Annotated in this window: 19 protein-coding genes and 1 riboswitch; of the genes, 12 read left to right on the forward strand and 7 right to left on the reverse strand. The window is 43.3% G+C overall.

Annotated elements, in window-relative coordinates:
* Nucleotides 1–13: 13 nt before the first annotated feature.
* A complete protein-coding gene (locus FU659_RS39025; RefSeq protein ID WP_483874515.1) occupies nt 14–145 on the forward strand; it encodes a hypothetical protein in 132 nt (43 codons plus the stop codon).
* On the opposite strand, the gene FU659_RS27430 is transcribed toward FU659_RS39025, so the two are convergent.
* Nucleotides 135–674, reverse strand: coding sequence for an NHL repeat-containing protein (locus tag FU659_RS27430; protein WP_147950479.1), 540 nt, complete (start codon nt 672–674; stop codon nt 135–137). The two genes, FU659_RS39025 and FU659_RS27430, sit on opposite strands and share 11 nt — an antisense overlap.
* Before the next feature lie 240 nt (nt 675–914).
* Nucleotides 915–3,284 (reverse strand): winged helix-turn-helix domain-containing protein, encoded by a 2,370-nt coding sequence (locus FU659_RS27435; RefSeq protein ID WP_147950480.1) that lies wholly within the window; start codon nt 3,282–3,284, stop codon nt 915–917.
* A 254-nt stretch (nt 3,285–3,538) separates the two neighbouring features.
* A riboswitch (guanidine-I (ykkC/yxkD leader) is annotated at nt 3,539–3,638 on the forward strand.
* Nucleotides 3,639–3,846: 208 nt separating this feature from the next.
* Between FU659_RS27435 and FU659_RS39030 the strand changes: the two genes are divergently transcribed.
* Nucleotides 3,847–4,002, forward strand: coding sequence for a DUF3987 domain-containing protein (locus tag FU659_RS39030; RefSeq protein ID WP_397356684.1), 156 nt, complete (start codon nt 3,847–3,849; stop codon nt 4,000–4,002).
* A gap of 142 nt (nt 4,003–4,144) precedes the next feature.
* Here FU659_RS39030 and FU659_RS27445 read toward each other — a convergent pair whose 3' ends face one another.
* Together FU659_RS27445 and FU659_RS27450 are read right to left on the reverse strand one after the other, a co-directional pair.
* Nucleotides 4,145–4,741, reverse strand: coding sequence for a hypothetical protein (locus FU659_RS27445; protein ID WP_147950481.1), 597 nt, complete (start codon nt 4,739–4,741; stop codon nt 4,145–4,147).
* 55 nt (nt 4,742–4,796) lie between these two features.
* Nucleotides 4,797–5,651: a hypothetical protein gene (locus tag FU659_RS27450; protein ID WP_261808090.1), complete on the reverse strand. Its 855-nt coding sequence runs from the start codon at nt 5,649–5,651 to the stop codon at nt 4,797–4,799.
* A gap of 516 nt (nt 5,652–6,167) precedes the next feature.
* Here FU659_RS27450 and FU659_RS27455 point away from each other — a divergent pair.
* The 3 genes from FU659_RS27455 to FU659_RS27465 all read left to right on the forward strand — a co-directional run bounded on the left by FU659_RS27455 (nt 6,168) and on the right by FU659_RS27465 (nt 8,207).
* Nucleotides 6,168–6,569 carry a hypothetical protein gene (locus tag FU659_RS27455; protein ID WP_147950482.1) on the forward strand — a complete coding sequence of 134 codons (402 nt, stop codon included), beginning with the start codon at nt 6,168–6,170 and terminating at the stop codon, nt 6,567–6,569.
* Complete coding sequence (locus FU659_RS27460; RefSeq protein ID WP_147950483.1) at nt 6,539–7,045, forward strand: hypothetical protein; 507 nt, start codon at nt 6,539–6,541, stop codon at nt 7,043–7,045. Before FU659_RS27455 ends, FU659_RS27460 begins: the two co-directional genes overlap by 31 nt.
* 133 nt (nt 7,046–7,178) lie before the next feature.
* The gene (locus FU659_RS27465) at nt 7,179–8,207 is read left to right on the forward strand and encodes a hypothetical protein (RefSeq protein ID WP_147950484.1); all 1,029 of its coding nucleotides are present in this window, start codon (nt 7,179–7,181) and stop codon (nt 8,205–8,207) included.
* A 332-nt stretch (nt 8,208–8,539) separates the two neighbouring features.
* On the opposite strand, the gene FU659_RS35885 is transcribed toward FU659_RS27465, so the two are convergent.
* Together FU659_RS35885 and FU659_RS27470 are read right to left on the reverse strand one after the other, a co-directional pair.
* A complete protein-coding gene (locus FU659_RS35885; RefSeq protein ID WP_222708652.1) occupies nt 8,540–8,725 on the reverse strand; it encodes a hypothetical protein in 186 nt (61 codons plus the stop codon).
* The gene (locus FU659_RS27470) at nt 8,710–8,874 is read right to left on the reverse strand and encodes a helix-turn-helix domain-containing protein (protein ID WP_187274437.1); all 165 of its coding nucleotides are present in this window, start codon (nt 8,872–8,874) and stop codon (nt 8,710–8,712) included. Before FU659_RS27470 ends, FU659_RS35885 begins: the two co-directional genes overlap by 16 nt.
* Before the next feature lie 167 nt (nt 8,875–9,041).
* Between FU659_RS27470 and FU659_RS27475 the strand changes: the two genes are divergently transcribed.
* The 5 genes from FU659_RS27475 (at nt 9,042) to FU659_RS27490 (ending at nt 15,739) form a co-directional block, all read left to right on the forward strand.
* Complete coding sequence (locus FU659_RS27475; protein WP_147950486.1) at nt 9,042–10,502, forward strand: copper amine oxidase N-terminal domain-containing protein; 1,461 nt, start codon at nt 9,042–9,044, stop codon at nt 10,500–10,502.
* 590 nt (nt 10,503–11,092) lie between these two features.
* A complete protein-coding gene (locus tag FU659_RS27480; protein ID WP_147950487.1) occupies nt 11,093–12,967 on the forward strand; it encodes a DNA primase family protein in 1,875 nt (624 codons plus the stop codon).
* A 112-nt stretch (nt 12,968–13,079) separates the two neighbouring features.
* A complete protein-coding gene (locus FU659_RS35890) occupies nt 13,080–13,217 on the forward strand; it encodes a hypothetical protein (RefSeq protein WP_187274438.1) in 138 nt (45 codons plus the stop codon).
* Between the two features lie 99 nt (nt 13,218–13,316).
* Nucleotides 13,317–13,790 (forward strand): JAB domain-containing protein, encoded by a 474-nt coding sequence (locus FU659_RS27485; protein WP_147950488.1) that lies wholly within the window; start codon nt 13,317–13,319, stop codon nt 13,788–13,790.
* 275 nt (nt 13,791–14,065) lie between these two features.
* On the forward strand, nt 14,066–15,739 hold the full coding sequence (locus FU659_RS27490; RefSeq protein ID WP_187274439.1) for a recombinase family protein: 1,674 nt from the start codon (nt 14,066–14,068) through the stop codon (nt 15,737–15,739).
* Here the strand turns inward: FU659_RS27490 and FU659_RS37740 are convergent.
* Nucleotides 15,736–15,870: a hypothetical protein gene (locus tag FU659_RS37740; RefSeq protein WP_261808091.1), complete on the reverse strand. Its 135-nt coding sequence runs from the start codon at nt 15,868–15,870 to the stop codon at nt 15,736–15,738. The genes FU659_RS27490 and FU659_RS37740 overlap by 4 nt on opposite strands.
* Nucleotides 15,871–16,319: 449 nt before the next feature.
* Between FU659_RS37740 and FU659_RS27495 the strand changes: the two genes are divergently transcribed.
* The gene (locus FU659_RS27495) at nt 16,320–19,079 is read left to right on the forward strand and encodes an RCC1 domain-containing protein (protein WP_147950490.1); all 2,760 of its coding nucleotides are present in this window, start codon (nt 16,320–16,322) and stop codon (nt 19,077–19,079) included.
* Nucleotides 19,080–19,338: 259 nt separating this feature from the next.
* Entirely contained in the window at nt 19,339–25,647 is a 6,309-nt protein-coding gene (locus FU659_RS27500) for a S8 family serine peptidase (RefSeq protein WP_147950491.1), read from the forward strand.
* Nucleotide 25,648 lies beyond the last annotated feature (1 nt).

Raw genomic sequence — 25,648 nt, forward strand, 5'->3', positions numbered from 1 at the left:
GAGTCCGGTAGGCATAGCATTAGGCAGTGACGGCACGTTGTATGTGACGGATCGCTATTATCATCAAATTAGAAAACTGACGAGCGGAAGCAGCACCTGGGAGGACATCACCAATGCAGGAGGATTCGACAATCCTAACAGGTGACATACTCCCAGGCGCTGCCTCCGCTCGATCGTTTTTTAATTTGGTTATAGCCAGGATCCGCCACATACAACGTGCCGTCACTGCCCACTGCTATACCCGTCGGAATGTTGAATTCGTATAGTTGTTCATTGGGGATGTCCTGCCAGGCGCTGCCACCGCTAGAAAGCTTCTTAATTTTTTTATTCCTTCCATCCGAGACATACACCGTACCATCACTGCCTACCGCGATACCGTTAGGATTGTCGAATCCTCCTGCATTGGTGATATCCTGCCAAGCATTGCCTCCGCTAGGCATTTTTTTAATTTTATTACTATCCCTATCCGTTACATACAACGTGCCATCACCACCCAAGGCCACACCATATGGATTCCAAAATCCCCCTGATTTCGTGATGTCCGTCCACACCTTGGTTTCAGGTGTAGCATAGGCAACACCTCCTGCCAGAACGATCTGCATCACCGGAAGAACAAGCAGTATGAAACTCATCAGCATTGCTGCTACTCTCTTCTTGGTAGTTACGTTATTCATCTTTCTCGGCACCTCTCCTTTTTATTTACCTAGTCCAATAGACCGTCTGCAGGCACGAGTGATTCGTCTGAAACCGCATCCTCTCGCCATTCTTTGTCGATTATTGCCACTTTCTCTCCAATTCTATGACTTTCGTCCCAACAAAAAAATCCCCCATTGATGGGGGAGAAACGTTAAAATATTGGGGGATATACACGGTGCCAATATGGATTGTATAATCATGATTCTCTTCAATTGCGACTACAACCATTGGAATTCTTTTCCCTGCTTCAGTGCCTGTTCTCTGCTGTTCACATGAAGTTTTCTAAACATACTTTTCAGATGACTCTTGACCGTTTCGGCTGTGATTTCAAGCTGCTCAGCGATCTGTTTATTGGATAGCCCCATGTCAATCATCCGAAGGATTTTTAATTCCTGTTTCGTGAGCAGGGCTCCCGAGCTTCCAGTCTCATGTCCAGAATCGGACATCAGCAGAAGCAATTCCCTAGCGTAGCGCAGGCTCGTAGACTTGCGGTTAGCGTTGATCTGCCTATGCCCGATATATTCACGCAACAGCTCCGCCATCTTAGCCCCTTCATCCACGAAACTGCGAATGTATTTCCCTGGTTCCGCCAATTGAAGTGCCGCCTCCAGCTTCATGACAGCGTTCGTCCTATCATCTTTTCGATAGAAAGCCATACTTTGCAGGATGGTCACCTTCACCTTATCCCAGGTCCGATCAGCCTGATCGGCAAGCCGGTACAATTGTTCCAGCAGTTGCAAAGCTTCATCAATTTCCCCCTGTTCCATAAGCGCACTTGCCAAAATAAGATATTCTTTGATCGGACCGGGCGGGATCGTATCGGTATGCTTGATGCCGCAGGTTTGCAGCCATCGTTCATCGAAAGAACCGTTCGCAAGCGACAAATTTGCCTTCTCCGCCTCAATTCTCCTCATAAACATTCTTTTGTCCACGGAATCGATCTTAGGTTTCACCCACTCCAGCCATTCAAACGCTTTGGCTGAATCTCCTTTGGCCTGACAGATCCGCGCAGCATTGATAGTAGCACTTAACAGAATAAGGGCATAGGGCTGCATGCACGCTGACTTCAGTACTCTCTCTGCATAAACTTCGGCCTCTTCCAAGCGGTTCCATTCATATAACAGCAAGCTATACGTATTGTAGAAAAAACCGACGTAGGGGTAATTGTCCCGACCTTCCCATACTTTGATCCATTTAGAAAAGAATCTTTCCGCATCATGCAAATCATGGAAAAAGCTCAATAATGTATCGAAATACATTGAATACGAGTTCGCTTCAATCATCTGGATGTAGCTGCCCCCCGGCGTATGCCGATCAAACACCTCGAAATATTCATTCGCTCGTCGAAAGTCTCTTCGGTAAAACGAAACAGCCGCGGACAAAAAATGAACGTTTCCTGCGTAAGGTTTCCATTCCGGGTCCGACAGCTTGTCCTCCATTAGGCGAAGTCTCGCTTGTGCCAACTCCAGTTCATTGGTTTCCACCATCACTTTGACATAAAGAAACTGAATTCCAGGCTTGCCAGTAAAACAGTCTTCCGGTAGACCGCGCAACCATCGATAAAGCACCCCTCTTTTCGCATGAAGATTTTGCAGATGCTTTTCGATCAAAGTGCTTGCTTCGTGATGATGCCCGTCCATAAACAGTTGCTCTACCGCTTCTTCCGAAAATCCGTGCTCCTCCAGCCAATGGGCTGCCTTGACATGCAACTCCTTCGATTGTCCCGCATACCTCTGCCGGAAAAGCCTCCGTAAAAAATCGGAAAACAAATGATGATAGCGATACCACTCCCGCTGATCATCCAATGAAACAATGAACAAATTATGCTGCTCCAGCAATTCCAGCAGCTCCTGACAATTCGCTTGACCGGTAATCGCCTCGCACAACGGGCCGTTTACCCGGTCTACAATCGAAGTCTCCAATAGAAAGGACTGAATCTCGCTTGGCTGGAGACTAAAAACCTCCTGAAACAGATAATCGGATATGCTGCGGTGTTCCCCGCTAAAGGCGCGGATAAAATCCGAATAATTGCCGCTTCTTTGCAGCGAAATGGCTGCCAGATACAGTCCGCTGATCCATCCCTCCGTGCGGTCGACCAGCGCAGCTATCTTGTCTCCCGACAGTGACAATCCCATGCAATCCTGAAAGTAACGAATCCCCTCCGCAAGTTGAAATCGCAGCTCCTGAATCGTGATTTTCACCATTTGGCCCGTCGTCTGCAGCCTTGCCGTAGGAAAGGGCATTTCAGCCCGGCTTGTTACATATAGGTGGATGTTAGCGGGCAAATAAGCAAGAAAATACGCCACCGATGCGTGAATAGAGGCAAGATCAATCGCGTGATAATCGTCCCAAACCATGACTAATTCATCCGAGTAGCTGTCAAGTTCACGAATCATAGCGGAGATAAATGGCTCAAATGCTCCCGACTTTAAGGATAGCAAATACGGGGTGACCGTTTCCGCAAATTGAAGGTTCTTACTATTGACGGCAGCGATCGTATAGCTCCAAAACTCCATCAGATCATTATCTTGAGGCCCCAAGGAAATCCATACGGCAGGTATGGCGGACTGCTGCAGCCACTGACTCAAAGCTGTTGTTTTGCCGTACCCCCCGGGAGCGTTACGGATGTAAATTTGCTCTTTAATCCTTTATTTAGTAGCTCGGTGATCGCCGCTCGCTCAACAAGGTCATCGCGCCGTGTTTGCGGGATATAAAGTTTGGTACTCACAATCATGGATCAGCACCTCGAATTTAGCTGTTAACATCTCTTCTTCATTATATCTGATTTTTAATCAAGGGTCGCTAAATAAAGGGAGCTGTGTATAAATTGAGTAGGAATTTAAAAAATGTTATCTGGGGTTCCGCGATTGCTAAATCGGCAGGTCCAAGAGATAAACCACAACTGATAGGTTGTGGCACGGAGGGATAAAAGCCCGAGAGATAAAACTGTTAACAATTTGTTTCCCAGACTTTTTTATTTTTGCTGCAAGTGGTAATTTTTAAGCGCAACGTGATTTTTAAAATGAGTTATGCACTTCGTGGTAATGTTTGGGCACTTCGCTATAGTGTCGCCCTCCTTAAGATGAGCCAACTTGTCCAATAGTAGTGGGGGCATTTTAAGTCGAAAAACTGGACGACATTCAGAAGAAGCTGGATACCACGAAAGAGCTTTCCCCGCCCGCGCTTATCAAGCAAGACATCACATCCGAGAAGTTGGTTCAGTCGATGTCCGAGAATCACAATCGGATGGGCGTGCTGAGTGCGGAAGGCGGCGTATTGGACATCGTGCCTTTTGCCCCTCCTTGACAAAAGGATTTTTCGCTGTTACTTATGATACGGTTCACCGCGCTGTCTGTAACGGCATGTTTTAAGGCCATCCTTTGAGGATGGCCTACTTCTTACTTAAATCTATTGTGCTTATTCAGCGAGCTGAAGTTCGAATCTTAGACTATACACTTAAGTTATTATTACTAGACTTCTTAAAGCACATGAAAACAAATAAGTGCTCAAGTGCAAAGCCACATAGCAGGAAAACCAAAAACATCCACACTGGTGCATTAAATACTCCTGGCACCATCACCGCAAAGAACAACAAAACTTTCGGCACTATCGATGGTACCCGTCCAAACCTCTGATTCAAAAATTCTGCTGCTGAACCTCGAAAGTTATTGCCCCATTTGGACTTCTTGTTTATCAACATATATAGAACGATGATGGTAAGTGGATAAAAGAAGCTGCCGTATAGACTAGTCAGCTTTACTACACCCGATAGATTAGCGACAATAATGGCACCTACAAATACTGACGAGAACTTGATAAGCAAGTCCCCCAGCATTTTCTTCAATGTGTGCTTCTTCATCTGATACGTCCAAATCCCAAAGCTCATAAACATAGCGGCAAAGAGCTTGAACTCGTATGAACCAACGAATCCATCCACATCATGACTTAAGAAAATGAGCACGAACATGGAGATCAAATAAATTGTCTCGACTACCCCTTCCACTACCTTTTGCCACTTGTCATAAAATTCCAACATTCGATTCATCTCTCTTGCCCCCTATTGGACTTCTAAATTTTTCAAGATTCAACTCATTATAAGCTTAGGCACTATGGAGAAAGAGTGCAATATATCGATCATCAATACGAAAGTCATTTCCATCATTAATCAACATGCAATACTGATCATTTCGTTTCTCGATCAAACCCACACCTGAAAACATATAATCTTTATGTCTTTGCACTAATTTTTTCAGATCTTCGAAGTAGCCTCTAAAGTTAACTGGTGCATTATCAAAGAAATACTCCTCAAAATATACTCTGCAGGTATAATTACCATCCCGCAAATCCAAAATAGCCCTCTTATCGCCAGTTTCGACATTCTGAATGAAACCCTCAACACTTCTTGTCCAATTCAAATCATCATCTGTTAAATTAATCAGAGACCTATTTCTAACAGATGGCTCCTTGATATTATTTTCACCACTTCCCAAATCTGCATTAGGACCGGTCGTAGGCACAATATTAAGGGTAGGATTTTCATCAGATCCTGGATCTACTTTGGGGCGAGGCTTTTTCGTTGTACCAGGTGTAGTTTTGCTAGTACCTGATGCTTTCTCATTTCTCCTCTTTCTCAAGTTGTCAAGAACACTTTTAATATGTTTTTCGCTAAGCGCCATAGTAGAAGTGGCTATAGACTTCTGTTTGCTTGCTGTAGCCACTCTTTCAAAGTAATCAACACAATCCTGAATGTGATCGTCCTTGGGCCAAGTTTTAAAGTGCGCTCTCACTTTTCCTTTAGGCACATATGAAAGTCTTGCAGAACATCCCGAGTAGGTACAGTATAAGTTGTTCTTCACATCGATGTAGTTCTCGTGTTGTTCAATGTTGCTAACGGTAACCTCTTCTTCGTGTTCACTTGTTCTATAAATCGCTTCATAAATTGGCATGTAGATCATTCAACCCTTCCTATATTTTGGGACAGGAAGATTTCCGTATATGTATGTAACCCCCTAATCTTTTTGCCACTCTACAAATCCGCTTCTTCTATTTTGGAACAAAAAGGCGAACATACTGTGAACCTTTTGTCATAATTTCATTTTCTTCTTGTCTACCGATTTCGTATCTGCTAATATAAACTCATCGTGATCAGAAGCGGACAAGCAATTTAATAGATACTCAATGTCCCCACATTGAGACCTACCGAGCGGACAATTGGAAAACTTTGTCCCATTTTTAGTGTACAATTATATTATGTCAAATGTCAAAGAGGTCAGAGTCGCAATTTGGCGATTTTGGCCTTTTTTCGTTGTATTTTCCCGGAAATCCCAATAAAATACCACTCCCTCTCCATTTCCCTTGTTAGCACTCGTTCTTACTGAGTGCTAACCGAAATAAAAAAGATTTCTCTCATATATTCTATCTTTGCTGAGCCCTCCAACAGAGGGCTCAGTCTTATTTCAGGAGGGATAAACATGCGAACCATCAACACCCGGCAGGACGTCGAAGACCTCCGCCGGGACGGAACAGCACCCACAGCGCTGACCAAACACATCTCCGAGTTCTTTCAGCAACTGGAAGCCGAGTTGGCCGACGAGGAGGAGGACACCTTCCGCCTCGACCAGCACGGGCCGATCGTCTTGCTGGAAGCTGGCGACAACCTGTACGATCTGGAATGCGTGGGCCTGAGCCGTGAGAATTGCGGATTGCTGGGCAGTATGCCGGAGTATGTAGAAACACTGCAACTGGATAACATGACCGTATACAAGATCGTCGTCATGTACACCAACGATTTCATCATGACTTTCTTCACCCAGCAGGGAATCCACGACAAGGAGATTGAACAATGGCTAATCGAACAAGCAAACAATTACTAACCCCCGAGGAACTCACCATCCAAAAGCTGAAGGAAACATTCAATCACAACGGTAACATTCTCACTGATCCAAACGGTACAAACGTCTGGCTCATGGCAGTGTCAGCCATTACATTCACTGATTGCCCATTCGATCCACCGCTCCCAGTACCGGATAACCATCCTCCTACCCATCAAGTCCGCATCGTCCTACGTACCACCGACTCACAATCCGGCACGAACCCCTATGTAGACGGTTCAGATTTCTTCTTCCACGTTGACGAGCCTAATCAAAATGCCGAGTTTGTCTGGGAAGATGAAAGTTTTGCCGAATCACCTCACTTCCACGGTGGTGACATTCCAAGTGCCATCACCTGGGTCAAATCACTGACCGAACCTCTACTGTACCTGTGCCTCAAAGATCCCTTCCTCACCGCCGAGCAACTAATTTCCCTGAATGGACACGAGGAAGCCGACCTTCTCACTGAACCTGTTTAAGCCCCGTCGAACCGCCTTCATCTCCTCGATAACTCCAACGACTTTTTCTGAACAAGCATCCGCATGTGCCAAGCTTCAACATCCAGCCCCTTTGTTTCCCATGATAAACCAATCACAGAAAGGAACTTGAACCATGACGCTCACCCTCACTGAAAGAGAAAAAAAGTCCATAGCCGCGCTCATCCAGCAGCATTGCGATCCCTATCTCTCCCGATTCCCCTTCGCCAGATATCCGATTGAGCCGCTAGAGTACTGGAAGCAAGCCTTCACTAAGCCTGCAACCGTCCAAGCCTCCACACTCAAGCAAGCCATTAGCTGGCATTTTGGAAGCTGGCAGCGAAACAGCTTGTCTCCTGCTCAGAGAAGTGTCTGCATTCACATCATCAAGTCATGGCCGGATTTTGTCCAAAACGAATCTTTTGATCCTACTCGGGTGCTTCAGTTTTGGCATACACAGCTCCCCGACTGGCAGCATGGGTTCCAAGCAGCCGCCTTTCTCCTTCATCTCATGCACCCCGATACCTTCGAGATTACCGACCATCACCGCAACCAAGCCATGATCGAAATTCTCCAAGCCAGCGAGATTGGAGAAGATAACCGAACCATCACTAACTCCGTGCAAGACCTCGAAGACTATTCCTCCTTTTTCAACTCCATCGTCCCCAAGCTTCCCTACGGAGAGGTGAACCGAATCAAGCTTGATCGGTTCCTCAAAGCCTACGGCAACCGACACGCCTACAAACACATTGCCGCTACCTACACCACCAGCGAGCCGACCATCCGACAATTCTCCTGGGACGACTGCGCGGCGCAAAGCTTCGACCTCGAAAAGATCACCTTACGCGCCAACGCCGACGTTCTGTTTGCCTGCCTCCTCCATCTGCTGGACAAGCAGCCACAAGGCAGCAAAAAGCTGACCATCGAGCAGATAGTCGATCAACTCCCACTCGGTACGGCGGGCATCTGTAACGAAGCCAGCTACAATTATGCCTTGATCGCCCTGTTCGGCAACCAAAAGGGTCGTGACTATTTTCAATTCGAGAACGCCACGCTGCAGCAAGTCTTCACTGAGCAGGCAAACCAATCCACGCGGGACATGAAGCTGTACCTCAAGTACGCTAATGAATCGGTCACGATCAACACCAAGTACCTAAAAGCATGATTTTTCTGTTCATAAATCCGGAGAGGGGAAGCCGTATGTTCACAAGCGGGGAAAACAAACTCGACAAGAAGTGCATCGCACGAGAGATGAAACAGCACAATTGAAAACTTCTCAGCTAAAGTGCTCTGCCGCTCTTTCCATGTACAGCAAGGAATTGCAGCCGCACTTCTTCTGCACTTTGTCGCTCTATCCTCGACCACCTCCCCAACCTAAAAAGGTGCATGATAGTGCAGCTCAAGTACGGCTTCTGCTAGTTACAAATCTCCCTGAACGACAAGGAGTCCCACCCTATAGTGCGGCAGGTCAGCTCAGTACCATTTCAAACCAAACGCTCACAAGTCCTCCAAGAATAAATCAATCAATTTCAATATTTTCCTCTGTTCCTCCACGCTTCTACCCCGAAGGCGATCAACAATCTGACCGAGCGGAGTTCCTTCTCCCTCCACACTCAATGGCTGAATGTAGTGAAAAAACTTCTCCATCGAAATGCCCAGCGCATCCGTCACTTTCGCCAGCACCTCGACTGAGCAGACTTTCTCGGAACGTTCAACTTGCCAATATATCCTTCATTGATCTGAGCCAGATGAGCAAGCTCTTCTTGACTCAAACCTCTTTGTTTCCGATAGTGTCGGATTCCTTCACCGACTTTTTTCATTATCTCATTCATGACGATCACCCTAAGCCAAACATAGAACAGCATGCCATAGCTACCAAGGGACGATGGTGGTTAATAATAGTTAATGTTCACTAAAGGGTACTTTCATGATAGAATAGGACTACATTATTTGGGAATTTCTCTCTATCAATTACCTTCAATTTAAAGGAGACAACAAAGTGAAAAAACTAACTGCAATTCTTTCAACTTCAATCATCGCTGCAACCCTTTTTACCAGCTCTGCTCTCGCCGCTGAACTCAAAATGAATGTAAATGGCAATGCCGTAGATTTTAAATATGGCTCTCCCTTTATTGAGAATGGCAGCAGCCTCATCCCTCTCAGAGATTTGCTTATTTCACTCGGGGTTCCCAATAATGATCAAAGTATCATTTGGAACGGAACCGACCAAAGCGTAACCGCCATCAAAGGTGAGACAACCATCAAACTTGCAGTCGGTCAAAAAGAAATCTATAAGAATGGCAAGCTGTTCCGCTCTCTTGAAGTTCCAGCAAAGAATGTAGATGGCCGTGTGTTTCTTCCTGCTCGGGCCGTCGCTGAAGCACTTGGTAATAAAGTTGGATACGATTCTACGACAAGTACTGTATTAATCGACTCTTCGGCAGCATCCAACACCACAACTTTCGATCCCAGTGACCTAAGTGAGATTATTTCATCCGGAACCAACAACACAGTTAGGCTTCCTGCCGCATCACTCAGCTTGCTTGAGGCCAACAAGGAACTGTTCTTCGCACCGAATCGTGACATGATTTCACTAAAGGGCAAAACATCCGTTGTGACAGATGTGGAAATCAAGAAAAATGTCACTAAATATAACAATACAATTGCAGAAAAAATGGACATTACTATCGATCTGATTAAAGAGTATACGGGCAGTAGCGGTGAAACGATCACGGAAGCCATCGGTCACACAGGGGGGAAGATCGACTACCTCTCAGAAAAATGGCGAGATGCCACTTACTACCAGGTCTTTTTCGTGGGTACCAATAACGTCAAAAAGGGCGATGTGACCTATGTTAATGGGGTTCCTGTTGGACAGACCACAGTAAACCTTGAAAACTTTTTGGGAGTTCAATTCGAAGCGCCGATGTATGTCTTAGTCGCAGGGAATTTCTACAGTGTAGCTGATGCGGTTGATAATTTAAAAGAATCGACATCAATCACAGAAATTAATGGAGAGAAGGTCCCGGCAGTTAACGAACAAGCATTGAGGAACCTTAACGTTTATTTGAACAATGTTAAATCTGAAATCAAATTTGTTTCGACCGTTGTAAATAGTTTACAAGTCTATTCTATTGAAATAGACGGTTATATTTATAAGCCTGCGCAACCTTTGGAGGTAATCGAGTCTAGTAGCCAAGAATTTAACCTAAATCTATTAAAGAACTCTTCTGGTAAGTCCTTTCTTCCTACAAAAGATGAATTATACACAGTAAAGCTGCAGACTTCGATTGGGGATATTAGCAAAAGCGTTACCTATTTGGATTTCGGCGGTAAACCAAAAACTGCCCCGGGACTAGATGTTCCTGTCGAGAAGCCATATACCCCAGGACAGGGAAACAAGCAAGATGAAATAAAAACACCAGCAAAACCAATAGAAGGTGATCCAATTCATGGATAAAATGGCTGGCGGGTCATAGCATGGAATCTCAGCGTGAATGGATTGCCGGATCTCCCAAAGATTCCGGCAGCAATCCAGCACGCCATCTCCATGCTCCGAACCTCCCGCCTTTTTTTGCGTTAAAAACTTCTCTTCCATACCTCAAACCTAGCTGAACTGCTGAACTTTCATGCTAGACAAGGAGTTTCAGATGCCCTCGGTCTGAACTGTCCTGCACTTGCCGTCTTTTCCCTCCGCTACAGTCAAGTGCGGCTGAGTGCGGCAGTACAGCTCAAAATTGGAATAGTCTAACACCAACAAAATAGAAACTGGAAAAAACACTTCGAAACCTACCAAGCAGAATATTTGAAATACTAAGAGAGAGTGAGCATTCTAGAGAAAGCATCCTATTTTCACCCTTTTATTCAAAAACTCCCCCTGTCTATTGCCCCCACAGAAAATTTTCCAATTGCTTTTGCTGGGCAAGTACCCAGCGTTTCGATTTTTACAAAAATCGCCGAATTCGGACTTTTACGTAAATACCCTCCCTGAGCTAAGATAAACCCAAGTTGGTTACGACAACTACGTCACAGACTAGGGAAGTGGAGCAAATGCAGAACAACAATGTTGTGCCTCTTGTCAAAACAAAAGAATCAACAACATCTGAACGTGCCAAAGAACTTGAAGCAATGGGTTTCGTCCTCGACGGTGACAAAGTCGCTGACCTGAAGCCGCTTATTTTTTCTAAGTATGTGCTGTCAACAATGCCAATACTTTACGCTTCGGGAGAGCGCTTCTACTTCTACGATAGAACCAAATGGGTGAGGTTCTTAGAGAAAGATTTTCACCGACTACTCTTTAAGATCATCGACCAGGCTACTCCGAACCAATGGAGGCCGTCCTGGGAAAGTGGCTACATGACAGCACTGGCTCGCGTCTCACCAAAGGGTCAGGAGTTGAACAGTGACAAGCAGCATATTAATTTGCAGAACGGCATGTTCAACATCAATAGCTTTGAACTTTTGCCACACGATCCCGAGTTCTATTCCAGTGTCCAAGTTCCTATTTCCTATGCTCCTAAAGCAACATGTCATCGTTTTCTCCGCTTCCTGAAAGAAGTGTTCGATGGCGATGCTCGCGTTATTGAAGTTGTACAGGAGATGATGGGATACTGCTTAAGCTCCGAAACAAGAGCCCATAAGGTGTTCATACTCGAAGGTGTCGGAAGCAACGGCAAAAGTGTATTGATTGAGATCATTGAACGCTTGGTTGGTGCAGAGAACGTTTCACACGTTCCCATGAATGACTTTTCTCAACCTTTCGCTCGCTCAGAGATTGTTGGCAAAACGCTCAACGTCTCGACAGAAAACGAGTTCGACGAGCGGGGATTCAACACCCAGTACATCAAAAGCATCACGTCGGGCGACCAAATTCGGGTTGAAGTCAAGCATGAAAAGGGCTTTTCTTACAAACCATTCTGCAAGCTGGTATTTGCCATGAATCAACTTCCATCGGTCAATGACAAGTCCCATGGTTTTTTTCGGAGACTGGTCATCCTTCCTTTCCACCGTGTGTTCAGTGCAGAGGAAGCTGACAAAAAGCTGATCGACAAGCTCATTCCAGAGTTGCCCGGCATCTTCAACTTTGCCATTGAAGGCTTAAAACGGCTCATCGAGAATGATTTTAATTTCTCACATGCCGAGAAGATCAATGAAGCAATTCTTGGCTACAAATCGGAACAAAATCCTGTCATCCCCTTTTTTCATGAACACATCCGGCAGGGGAATGACAACAACGATCGATTAGGTTGTAACGAAATATTCGAAGCCTTCCGCGCTTGGTGCAAGCGAAACGGAGAACCAGCCTGCCTTCAAGGTGCTGAACGAGATCGAAAAAGATTCTGGAGTGCCTTCCGTAGTGCTTCGCTGGAGGCGGGAATTACACCAAAGGGGCAGAAATCGAGCAATGGTACTCGGTACCTTCCAGGACTCAAACTGCTTCCGTTCTCTTCAGAAACAGAAGCGGATGATCCATTTCTCGCCGCGATGTTTTCAACTTCGCCTCCACGTTCCAGAGTACCACTTCCAAGGAAACCGATGACTGTATCCGATCCGCCGAAGTCACCTGTCAGCATCATTAAAGTCCAAGATTCTGCTCCTTCAAACAGCGAGTCATCGGAAGCGACTGATGAGCAGAACCAACCGGATACTTCAGAAGACTTCACACTTGATGATGACGATGAAAATGACAATGATGAGGTGGGCATGGAGGAATTTCCTTGTGAAGAACTGGACGAATTTGACCTCCAAATAGAGCACAGCTATCTAATGCAACTAGAGCAGGGACGCAACATTTCGTTCGAGGGCTGGCAAGAGGAGTGGGTCGAATACCCAACACATTGCCAACTCATAACGAAATTTGTTGGAAGAGTACCCACCATTCAGCCGCTGAACTGCAAGTGCAAGCTCAGTGCAGCTAGGAATTAGGCATCAGCATACAAGTTAGACTACGAAAGTGCAAAAGTTCGGCTGACAGAGGGAAATAATCAGCGGATTGCCTCTGCTGCCGACCATCCGCATTGGAGAGGAGGCGTTTTCAATGAAAAGAAGCTACAACAAGCAAAACAATTCCAGTACCTCGCGCTTGCCGGACAAGCTGATGCTTCTTCAACAAGCATCCTTCGACGGATACGATTCAAGAAGGTACTTTCGGCTTCCGGTCAGAGACAGACAATAGTTCAACAGCTTTCCTTCATGGAAACGAATCAAAGGCAATCTTAAACATTTAATATTTTTTTGATCTTTGCCTATATTGCCATGAAGGGAGCATTTTCATATGTCCAACATTCCAAACAATCAACCATCACATCCCGCCAAAAGAGTCGAGATCATCCGTCTCAGGATGGTGCGAGAGTCTTCCATTCTCTACGAGGGACGGAAGATTCGCTCGCCCAAGGATGCCGCCGATCTTTTCCGAACATTCATCGGAGACAGCGACCGTGAAATGTTTTGCGTGATGTGTCTGAGCACCAAAAATGAGGTTAACGCGCTTCACACAGTTAGCATGGGGAGTTTGAACGCAAGCCTTGTCCATCCTAGAGAGGCCTACAAGCTGCCGATCTTGAACAACTCAGCCTCCATCATTGCTTGCCATAATCATCCTTCTGGCCAGCCTGATCCAAGTCCCGAAGACATTGAGTTGACAGAACGACTTCGAGATAGCGGAACGCTTCTAGGAATTGATCTCCTCGATCACCTCATTCTCGGTTACAACACGTTCCTAAGTATGAAAGAAGCCGGACTGATGTGATGATCAAGGTACGCGAGGGGAGGTAACGAAATGAAGTTATTTTGGGGTTTGGCCTGGATTGTCGTTCAAGTTGCCGCTGAGGTCATCATCGCTAACCGTCGGAAATAATATAATCATTCCTCCGGAGGTTTTCACAATGAAAGCAAGCAAAGACGATAACTACCGTTCGATGGTCAGCCTATTGGCAGATCTCGTTTCAGATAGATTGCGAAGCGGCAAGAAGTCAGCACAGAGTAATCGTGACCAACAATAGATCAAGAGAGAGGAGAATGACCATGCCACCAAGAAAACAAGCGAACACCGATCCTCTTGTGACACATGTTGGCATCTACGCTCGGGTCAGCACCGAAGAACAAGCCGAGCAGGGATACAGCATCGAAGCACAGCTCGAAACGCTTCGATCACAATGTAAAATGGAGCAAAAGGTTGTATTTCGGGAGTATGTCGATGCTGGGATTTCGGGTAAAACCATCGAGAAGCGTCCAGCACTCCGTGAACTATTGCGGGACATTGAGGAAGGAAAAATTCAAGAGGTTTTGGTTTGGAAGCTCGACCGGATCAGTCGTAAAACCTCTGACCTCCTTTTCATCATGGATCAGTTGAATCGTTACAACGTCAAATTCCGAAGTCACTCTGAAAAGAATTTTGAGACCGATACAGCGGCAGGGAAAATGACCTTCCAGATGTTCGGGGTCATTGCTGAATTTCAGCGCAACACCATCGTCGAGAACGTAAAGATGGGCATGAAGCAGCGAGCCAGAAACGGAAAATGGAACGGGGGACAAGTTCTTGGGTACGACGTTGTTGAGATTCCCGTTGCCAAAGGGAAAGATTCTGTCCTGCATGTGAATGCCATTGAAGCTGAGCTGGTGAGAAAAATTTTCAGCATGTACGCAAGCGGTAGGGGACTCAAAAGCATCGCTAACGAACTGAACCATGACGGATTCAAGACCAAGCCGAACAAACCCTTCAGTCATGTATCGATCAAAACGATCATTAACAACCCTTTGTACATCGGTAAGATTCGATACAACGTGCGGGAGAACTGGAGCGAAAAACGACGCAAGGGCATTAATCCCGAGCCAATCATTGCGGACGGTGAGCATGAGCCGATCATCACTCAATACTTGTGGGACGCGGTTCAGAAACTATACAGCAAAAAAGCCGTTACTGCACCACGCGTCTTCAATGGTACCTATTTGCTCACTGGAATGATGAGGTGTCCTGATTGTGGAGCCACGCTGGTTGCCCACCGTACCAAAGATACACTCAAGAACGGAACGAAGATTGTCAGAAGGTACTATGTTTGCAGTAACTTTCGAGCCAAGGGAAGTCGGGTTTGTACCTCAAATACAGTGAAAGCAGATTTTGCTGAGCAGTATGTCACTGAGCGAATTGCAGAAGTCGTTCAAAAACCAAAGGTGCTGGAAGACATTGTGGCTCGAATCAATAAGAATCGAGTCAAGAACGTTGTTCCACTCCAGAAAGAAGTCGAGGCCATTGGAAAAGAATTAAAAACTCTGGACTCTCAGAAACAAAAATACTTCAAGCTGTATGAGTCCGATGTAGTGGACAATAATTTCCTGATTGAACGATTGAACGAACTGAAGCAAAAGCATGATGCACTCTATCTGCGCAAAACCGAGGCAGAGAACCAGCTTAATGATAGCATTTCCGAGCCTGTCCCGCTCCAACAAGTCCGACAGATACTCTCTAAATTCCAGGAAATGCTGGAGACAGCGCCAATTGAAACGCAAAAGAATCTGCTTCAGACCATCGTCAAGCAAATTCACGTCAAGAAAGGTCAGAAATTTGAAGGCATTGAACTGGAATTCGACGACAAGGTAACAGCGTGTTTTTTAGGTCTAGCCCCTTCCACCCAAGCGGTGGCAGGGGCTTTTGCTTTTTCTAAGCAAAAGTTCCCTTTACAATACACCCTTGTCATCTAAACCACCAGCCTAAAATCCGATAGGGCAGAGCGAAGCACAGTTCCCATTTCTGAGAAAGTTCCAATGAATCTGCCTACTTTGACGATTTCCATAGAAGGAACATACATTTCCCTCTGTGTGAGAATCCCCATTCGTCTACCCTAACGCTGCCGAATGAAATGATCCCGCTCCATCAATCAGACGATGCCCAAATAGCCCGAATCATCGACGGAAACGGGCTTTTTCGCAGAAAGTGGCCTAAGGTAAACCCTATTACCCAAAGTCCCTTTCTACAGCATTCAACAAAAAAACATGCCGTTACTTGTGGTAAGGTTCAGCTTAACGGGTCTATCGGCGAAATTAATATCAATTTTCACTTGCCCATAAACATTACCTATTTCCCCATACATCCCATGTGGAGTGCATGTAAGGATTACTTTAGATTGTAACCCTCTTGATATTCGAGAGGGTTATTTTGTATGGTAAAACTTTATGCAAATTTCGTTAATTTCGACTTTATTCGACAATATACCCCAATGCAAATAGAACATATGTACGGTATGCTAGAGTCTATGTCCCAAATACCGAAAGGAGTAATTTCATGGATTGGAAATGGAGCAAGAAAATATCACCTTTAGTGATAGGTGCAGTTTTATTAACGTTAGTACCGTTTGGGGGTGTAACTGCATCGCCTCAACTAGAATTAATTAATAGCCCCTTTAAACAATCGTTTGTCTCAAACACTTCTCAAATAATTAGTAATTCAACTTCCCACAGTCTGTCAGAAGCATTACTTTCCAACAAATCCTCTAATAGCACAGAATCATCATCGCTTTCTGATGAGATTAAGCAACCTGATGCTATCGAACAAAACTCGGTTTCAACAGGAGCTCACGATGACATAAGATTAAAAGCACCCAACTCTGTTCATGCGTTAAAAGAATTAGTCGATAAACGTAATCGTAACAGCAAAACATATCTAAATAGTGACGGAACCACATCTGTCCAAACATCGGAATATTCTCTTAACTATTTTGAAGGACAAGCATGGCAGGATATCGATACTACTATTAGGCCAGATAAAAGCAATCCCAGCTACACGCATAGTATGCTCAAAAATAACTTTAAAGTGAAATTAAACAATAGAGGAATCAATCAATCTGTTACATTTGCTGTATATGACCAGTCGGTGACCTATAAAGCAATTGGAATGAACAATGTCACTGGTGATGTATCCAATAACATCACAACATATTTTAATGCATGGCAGAGTACGGATTTACTGTATCAGGTGCAGAATGATCAGATGAAGATGGAACTTCATTTGGCAGACAATAAAGCCCCAAAGACCTTTGTATTCGATGTGACTACAAATAACGTGAACTATCGTCAGAACCCTGATGATTCCATTGATTTTATTAATAACGATGGCGATTTATCTTTCCAAATACCTCGTATGTGGGTAAGGGATGCATCAAGTAATGAAAACCGATACGATAAACTAAAAATTAATTTTAGACAGAATGGTAATAAAACGTTACTAGAATTAACGTTGGATGATAACAATCTGCAATATCCTTTAGTTATTGATCCAACGACTACACTTCCCGTTATTGCTGGTGGCAAAAGTCACATATTGGAATTAAGAAGAGATGGAACAGTATGGGCTTGGGGAAAAAATGACTATGGGCAATTGGGCAACGGTACACAAACTTACAGCTATAATTTCGTTCAAGTGAGTCAATTATCCGATGTCATAGCTGTTGCAACGGGGGCGAATCATTCACTAGCATTAAAACAAGATGGTACCGTATGGGCATGGGGAAGCGATATAGAAGGACAGTTAGGAAATAGGTACCAGTCTATTTCGCCTAGAACACCAGCACAAGTGGATCAATTGTCCAACATCGTTTCAATTGCAGCAGGTGCAGATTATTCTGTAGCTTTAAAGAATGATGGTACCGTCTGGACTTGGGGAAATAACAGTTATGGACAGTTAGGAAATGGTACAATTAGTAATAGTAGCAGAACTCCCGTCCGTACTAAGTTCCCCTCAACCCAGTTCCCCTCTACCGTGAATATCGCGACCATTGCAGTAGGATCGAATAATACCCATTCTTTGGCATTGGATACAAATGGAAATGTATGGGCATGGGGGAGTAACAGTTACGGACAATCAGGTAAGGCGTCGAGTAGTGGTGTTTCATCACCTGTACAAGTAATAAAAAACGTCAAAGCTATTGCTGCGGGGCATAACTTTTCAATAGCCTTAACATTAGATGGTAACGTCTGGACTTGGGGGAAAAACAATAGTGGGCAATTAGGCAATGGATGGACATCTTCATATGAAAGTCGTCCCATACAAGTGTACGGCATATCTAATGTCATCGGTGTTTCAGCAGGAGAGGATCATTCTTTAATTTTAAAACAAGACGGTACCGTCTGGGCATGGGGTGGGAACTATTACGGACAATTAGGCAATGGTGGTGCTGGCCAAAATAGTTCAATACCCATACAAGTTTCACCTCCATTACAGGGTAGTAGCTTGACCAATATCGTAGCTGTCGTCGCAGGGGTGAATTATTCAATAGCTATAAATCAAGACCGTTTTTATTGGGTTTGGGGGGATATGCCTTTTACTGGTGGAGGACTACGATTCCCATTCCCTATGTACGTTAATAGACCAGAACCTCCAACTTCTCTAACAGTAACAGGGAAAACATCAAACAGTGTTTCGCTGAGTTGGATACCACCAGCAAATAACGAAGGCATTATAAGGTATTACATCTACGATAACACGGAGCAAACGAATGGTCCTAGATTGGTAGGTAATGTTGATGGTAACACGACAGCTTATACAGTTACAAATCTTTTGCCGAACTCAAAGTATGCTTTTACCGTGTCGGCATCAAGAGATTTCTATACCTCAGGACCAAGCAATTCTATGGAAGTTTTCACCAACAATACAGCACCAACTACACCAAGTAATTTAATGATGAGCAGCAACACGAATAGCACAATCTCGCTTACATGGACAGCCTCAACAGACAACGTAGGAGTCACAGGCTACGATATCTATATGTCTGGTAAAGTGGTTGGTAGTGTAGACGGTAACACGACAACGTACACAGTGCCAGGTTTGATACGAAATTATAACTATTGGTTTTCGGTTAAAGCGAAAAATGCAGCAGGAGAAGTATCGGTGGAAAGTAAATATCTGATTTGTATGATAGACAGGAGGTATCGACAATACTACTATGATGCTTCTGGAAGAATAGATTATATTCAATTACTGACAGGACAGAAACTAAAACATCATTTTGATGCTAATGGAAATCTCTTGAATATTGAGATTCAATAATACAAAGTTTAATATCATTCGCAAGGAAAAAATTCAACCGAAATAAAGTTTAACTATGATTCTGCCGGGTGATTACATACGATAAGTATAAAAGCTACGGAAAGTGATTCAAACATACACCTACGACGTTAATGGTGATCTCTTAAAGGTCATTGTTAATCCTTAACTTCAATGGATGTAATATTGAATGGAAAATTAAATTATATGCGAGCAGTGAATGTTAATTATTAATTACTAAACTAGAAATAAGGAGCTAACTATGATCAAACGAATAATATCAATTCTGCTAGTTATTACTACTGTCTTTACAATTATTTTACCAACCTTAGTAATGGCTGAAAGTGCAACCAATCAAAGTTCCAATGACAATAATATCGCACTTAGTTCTTATATTATTAAATTTAAGGATATAACAAAAGGTAAGCAGAATTTAAACAAAAGAAATAAAAAAATCGGGAAATCATTTAAACATCTATCGTCACATACGACAACAATGCTATCGGATGCTGAAGTCGAAGACTTAAAAAAGGATTCCAATGTAGCATACATTGAAAAGGATAGCATCGTGAGTAAAGCAGGGGATATTGTTCCTGTAAATTTGAAGCAAATTCATGTTCCGGAGGTTCATGACCTAGGTAATGACGGTACGGGCGTAAAAGTAGCTGTCCTAGACACAGGTGTGAATACAAAGTTATCAGAGCTACACGTATCTGGTGGAATCTCTTTAGTGCCGAATGATGCAACACTCGGGGATACGAATGGACATGGTACATTTGTGGCTGGGATTCTCGCAGCGCATAAAGATAATCAAGGTTTTGTTGGTGTTGCTCCTAATGTGAGCTTGTACGATGTGAAAGTGCTAGATGGTAACGGCAATGGCGCATATAGCCAAGTAATCCAGGGCATTGATTGGGCAATTGAGAATCATATGGATGTTGTTTCTATGAGTTTTACAGGAGGAAACTATTCAGCCGCGCTAGAGGAAGCAACTCAACTAGCTTATAGCAATGGCATCCTTCTTGTTGCTGCAACAGGTAATGATGGAACAAATAATGTATCATATCCAGCAAAATTCAGTTCTGTTATCGGTGTTGGCGCTGTAGACGGTGACAACCAACTTGCATCGTTTTCCAATACGGGTGCGGAAGTAGAGCTTGTTGCGCCGGGGGTAAGAATACAAGGACTATCTCTCAACAACACGTACACCTCACTCAGCGGAACTTCTATTTCGGTTCCTCAAGTTGCAGGTGTCGCCGCTCTCATCAAATACGCACATCCTACTTATAGCAACCAAGATATTCGCAAAGTAATGAATGAATCTGCAACCTCACTTGGCGATAAGACCAAGTATGGAAATGGTCTTGTTAATGCGGCAAAAGCATTGCAAGTGCCAGAGCAAGTTAACGATAGGACTACGCCCGTTACAACAAATAATAAGGGATCGAATGTTTCGACGACAGTTAGCGCAGTTCTTACGATCCCTTGGCTAAGTCAACAATTTGCTGTGTCAGAAGAAGAGATATTATCACAACTGAACAAAGGGTACTCGCTGCAAGAGATCAACCAAGCCTTACAAGCAAAATCACAATCAAACCCATCGCTTGCAGATTTACTCACTCCAATAAATCCAAGTGTTCAAGAACATTTGAAACAACTGGATTATTCTTTAGATCGCTTGGAACCAAAGTCAACTACGTATACACCGTCCTACACCAATGATCCTCTCCAAAGTGTTTTGACAAATACGTACAGTAACGCTTCGTCGGTTACTACGGATACTTATAATGTATCGAAGGAAGTCTCAATCGCTGCCAACATTCCGACTAGCTATGATGATCTCGCTGTAAAAAGAATGTACACAAATGTAGATAACGCTCCTTATTCCGTATCTTCAGGTAAAGAGGATATTTCTACATTGAGCGGTTCCCTACAACTGAAAACAACCGATATGGTGCTTCCAGGCAGGAATGGATTGTCGTTTGCCTTAAATCGAATATACGATAGTTCCACCGCTCAATATTACGATAAGCAAGCCGTGTTTACGCATTACAGAACGATTAAATACATGCCCGAATTTCGTGCGATTGTAGAAATGTGGCAAGGAGGAGATAATTATACTTTTTATCAAGATACCACTTATTACATGTATTTGTTCGTGCAGCGGAATGGATCCTATTACCAATGGAATAATCCCTCTCCCCAAAATGTGATGGAATTTGGTGACTTTGAAGAGAAAAAGAGATTGGAGGCTACTACCTATAAAGCCAGAAACAAAGATACGGACGAACCTTTTATGACCCACAGTTTTCAAATTAATGGAGTAACCTTTCGTGCCAAATTGTATCCGACAGGATACTTAATTGCCGATCCCTCATCTCCAATACTTCTCCAAGGTTATGGATACTACAATTATACGAGCGTTCCGAATCAAGAATCCAAATTTCCTATCGGAAAGGGATGGAGATGGGATATCCCTTACATTGAGACGCAAGATGAGTCGAAAGATGGGAAAAACTACCTTCATCTCTTCGGCGGGGCAACCTATGAGATGGACAATCAACTGAATTTGAAAGGGAATCCATGGAAAGATTTGGTCATGCAGCGAGACTATTCTATTGCGGATTCGTGTTATATGCTGACGGCGCTAGATGGAACCAAACAGTTTTTTTCATGTAATGGGAAATTGACTCAAATTAAAGATGTCTATAACAATACAATTCAGTTTCAGTACGACAATATCTCACCGTATGGAAGCGTATTAAGAAAAATAAAAGATGAAATCGGTAATGAAATAAACATCGACTATAAAGGTGCAGAAGTCACGCTGACGATGGGAGATCGTACCGTAAAGTACGTAAAAACGAAAGATACCCAAGGGAACAAAGACTTATTATCTACGGTCACCGATGCTGGTGAGAGAACGACACGGTATACGTATGATACATCTCCAGCACCGTTTGATCTAGTCGGTGCAGATCGAATGAAAGATAACTATGTGGCCTTACTTAAAGATGTGTACCACCCGACAAATGCTCATTCTGAATATACCTATGAACCGTTCACAAGAAATCTGGGACCACAAGCCAAGGAAACAGCCTATCGTGTAAAATCAAGAGAAGATGTCGTAGACTATCAGGATGGAAGTAAGCAAAAATCACGCCATGTTGATTTCGCTTACGTAGAAGACGGAGGAGCAAACTTTCGATATAATTATGAATTCTCCACTACGGTAAAGGACGGCTTAACACAAACAACGTATACGTACAAAAAACAATATATTGATGATACCACACCACAAGTTTACTATAACAAAAACATTACACAGCAAGCTGGCACAGATAACCGAATCATTAATCAAACGTTTGATGAAACAAAAAGACTTCCTGTTCCAATAGAAGTGACAACATCTTCATCAAATGGAACATTAACGTCGCAACCGATTACAATAAAACGCACATTTGATGACTATGGTAACCTAAAAACAGAAACAAATACTCTGAATATCATTACAACCTATGAATATCTAGATAAAACAAACTTTTTAAAATCAGTGAATCAGCCCGTGGATGAATCGCACTCTAAATTAACTGACATACAGCGGAACGATAAGGGAAGTGTAACAACACTAGTCATTAATGAAAAAGATGCACAGGGCAAGCTAACACTCATGTCTCAGGTCAATTATGAAGATTATGATTCTGTTGGAAATGCAAAAAAGGTAACGATTAAAGATGATGGCCGGAATATTGTCATTAACAGGGATTTCGATCTTAAATACCGGTCAGCATTTTTGACCAATCAATCAATCAAAGTGTTAGATGCAGAAGGTAAGTCATCAACTGTTTCACAATCAATGGAATACAATTTGTCTACCGGTCAAATTGCTAGTTACACCGATGACAAGAAGGGAATTACAAAGTACACGTATGATAAACTAGGAAGATTGACTCTAGCAACCTTTGGGAATCTTAACTTGGTCACAAATGAGTACAATGATGCTAACAATCAAATCACCTCCACTGATCCAACTGGGGTAAAGACAATTACCAAATGGAACCCACTTGGATTGAAGGAATCCATTCAGATTGTAGGTGCTGGAACAGGCAAACAAAGCTTTCAGTACGATGATTACAGTCGATTGTGGAAATCACAAGATGCAAGAGGAATTACTACCGAGTATAGATATGATCCATGGAATCGTGTAAAAGAAGTGATCTATCCCGATGCATCTGAATCGGTAGAGTACGATGATATTAATCGTACAAAGACAACCAAGGACGGCGAGCAAAACCGACTACGGGAAACCTATGATATTCTTGGCAGAACAATAGAAGTTGGTCGTTTGAAAACCGAAAACGGAAAAGATAAAGTATTTCCGGTTTCCAGTGTCAAAAAGTACGATTACGTCGGACATGCATTAGAAGTAACAGATGCAGACGCAACTCATATAAGCATTTTTGGATACGATGTACTGGGTAGGTTGACTTCAGTGAAGGATGCAAATAATGATACGACAGCTTATAAGTATAGTCTGGCTAATCAAGTTAAAGAAGTAAAATTCCCTGATAATAACAAAGTATTAAAAGAATACGACGAAATGGGAAGATTGATCAAAAAAACTGATCTTGCCCAACTCACAGATAAATATTTTTATGACGGCAATAGCAACTTGATCAAGCATGTGGATCGCAAAGGTCAGACGATAAAGTATGAGTATAACTCACGTGATCTCCTTACGAAAAACATTTCTCCTAACGAGACTATCAGCTATGATTATGATAATGCGGGTAGACGATTATGGATGAAAGATGGAACTAATACAACTTCTTATCAGTACTACCCAGCGACAGGTTTACTTGACACAATGACATATCAGGATGGTAGAACAATCAAGTACAGTTATGGCACTGAAGGACTAGGAAATCGGGTAGAAATGACAGATCCATTCAGCATCAAAACAGTTTACGGTTACGAGGATAAAAGTAATCGTCTAAAGGGCATTGGAGATACGACCGATAACTGGGAAGCCAGCTATAAGTACAAGAAAAATGGACTTGCTGATATAACCACACAGAAGAATGGTATTACGAATAGTTACACATTTGATGGAGCAAACCTGACCAATCTAGTGCGAAAGAAAAACAACGGAGATAACTTATACGTATTCGGTTATGTCTACGATAACAATGCCAATCAAACGAGTAAAACGGAAAATAGTGCAATTAATTCGTTTACGTATGACAAACTGAATCGTATTGACACATCATCGGGATACAATGAACAATACACATATGATAGCCGGGGAAATCGTCAAACGTTGCAAAGTAGTAGTCAAGTACTGGACATAGCTGGTGTAAACTATGAGTACGATGATCGCAATCGCCTGATGAAAGTAAGCATGGATGATGGTAAAGTTGTGTCGTATAAGTATAATGGAGATGGACTGTTATACGAGCGCACCGAAAATGGACAGACGACTCGTTACTATTACGATGGAGCCAATCTGGTCGCTGAAGGTATAGTTGCGGCGAATGGTACAGCAACATTGAAAGCGAGGTATATCCGTGGTAACGGACTTGTCGCAAGAGTTGATGCTAGTGAAAATAAAACATATTACCAACATAACGGACATGGTGATGTAGTTGGATTAACTGACGCGGCAGGGAAAACGTTGAATACCTACAAATATGATATATGGGGCAATCCGCTGATAACAGAAGAAGCTGTTCAACAACCATTCCGTTACAGCGGAGAGTTCTACGACAACACAACTGGCTTACAATATCTGCGTGCTAGATGGTATGATCCTACTGTAGGGCGGTTTATCAATGAGGATACTTATGAAGGAAAGTACGATAATCCGCTGACACTGAACTTGTATACTTACACCACAAATAATCCACTACGTTGGATTGACCCTAGTGGTCATGCTAATGAGGTTGCATTTGGTGGTGGTGGTGGGGTTGGATTCGGTGCAATAGGTGCAGGAGGTGCCGCCGTAGGAGCAGGTATAATTGTTGGTACTGCCCCCACACCTGTTGTTGATGCTCCTCCTCCGACTGTTGACAATGGTCCAACTATCTACATTACAGTACCTGCTGTGCAACAATCAGCAACTGTTACTCAAACAACGTTTGGTGAACAGCGACCCACTATCATAACTACGCCATTTCAAGACCAGACACCTACGGTTATAACAACGCCGTTTGTAAAACAAGCACCTACGATACTACAAAGTTCTGCTGGATGGACACTATCTTCAATTGCGGGTAAATACGGAAACTGTCAATGCGCTGAAGCCGCAAATGATATGAAATCTTATTTGCTAAAAAATGGTCTGAACGGGGAACAGGTATCCATAAAATACAATTCACCAGGTTTCATAGTAAGTGATACTTACGGGACTGAAGCTATTAGTCAAAATGGATACCATACAGGAATATTGTATCAAGATAAGGTTTACGATAATATTCATACCAAAGGTATATCTTATCAAGATTGGTTAAACGATTTCTATGGTGTTGGTAATAGGACTATTACTAGAACAAGTATAAATCAAGGAGGATAAG

It is taken from the genome of Paenibacillus sp. N3.4 (assembly GCF_008017805.1).
Classification (GTDB): domain Bacteria; phylum Bacillota; class Bacilli; order Paenibacillales; family NBRC-103111; genus Paenibacillus_E.

Bases quoted from the DNA above. Each gene is read 5' to 3' on its own strand.
- FU659_RS27430 (WP_147950479.1), bottom strand. From the start codon at position 674: ATGAATAACGTAACTACCAAGAAGAGAGTAGCAGCAATGCTGATGAGT.
- FU659_RS27445 (WP_147950481.1), bottom strand. From the start codon at position 4,741: ATGAATCGAATGTTGGAATTTTATGACAAGTGGCAAAAGGTAGTGGAA.
- FU659_RS27450 (WP_261808090.1), bottom strand. From the start codon at position 5,651: ATGATCTACATGCCAATTTATGAAGCGATTTATAGAACAAGTGAACAC.
- FU659_RS27455 (WP_147950482.1), top strand. From the start codon at position 6,168: ATGCGAACCATCAACACCCGGCAGGACGTCGAAGACCTCCGCCGGGAC.
- FU659_RS27460 (WP_147950483.1), top strand. From the start codon at position 6,539: ATGGCTAATCGAACAAGCAAACAATTACTAACCCCCGAGGAACTCACC.
- FU659_RS27465 (WP_147950484.1), top strand. From the start codon at position 7,179: ATGACGCTCACCCTCACTGAAAGAGAAAAAAAGTCCATAGCCGCGCTC.
- FU659_RS27470 (WP_187274437.1), bottom strand. From the start codon at position 8,874: ATGAATGAGATAATGAAAAAAGTCGGTGAAGGAATCCGACACTATCGG.
- FU659_RS27480 (WP_147950487.1), top strand. From the start codon at position 11,093: ATGCAGAACAACAATGTTGTGCCTCTTGTCAAAACAAAAGAATCAACA.
- FU659_RS35890 (WP_187274438.1), top strand. From the start codon at position 13,080: ATGAAAAGAAGCTACAACAAGCAAAACAATTCCAGTACCTCGCGCTTG.
- FU659_RS27485 (WP_147950488.1), top strand. From the start codon at position 13,317: ATGTCCAACATTCCAAACAATCAACCATCACATCCCGCCAAAAGAGTC.
- FU659_RS27490 (WP_187274439.1), top strand. From the start codon at position 14,066: ATGCCACCAAGAAAACAAGCGAACACCGATCCTCTTGTGACACATGTT.
- FU659_RS37740 (WP_261808091.1), bottom strand. From the start codon at position 15,870: ATGGGGATTCTCACACAGAGGGAAATGTATGTTCCTTCTATGGAAATC.
- FU659_RS27495 (WP_147950490.1), top strand. From the start codon at position 16,320: ATGGATTGGAAATGGAGCAAGAAAATATCACCTTTAGTGATAGGTGCA.
- FU659_RS27500 (WP_147950491.1), top strand. From the start codon at position 19,339: ATGATCAAACGAATAATATCAATTCTGCTAGTTATTACTACTGTCTTT.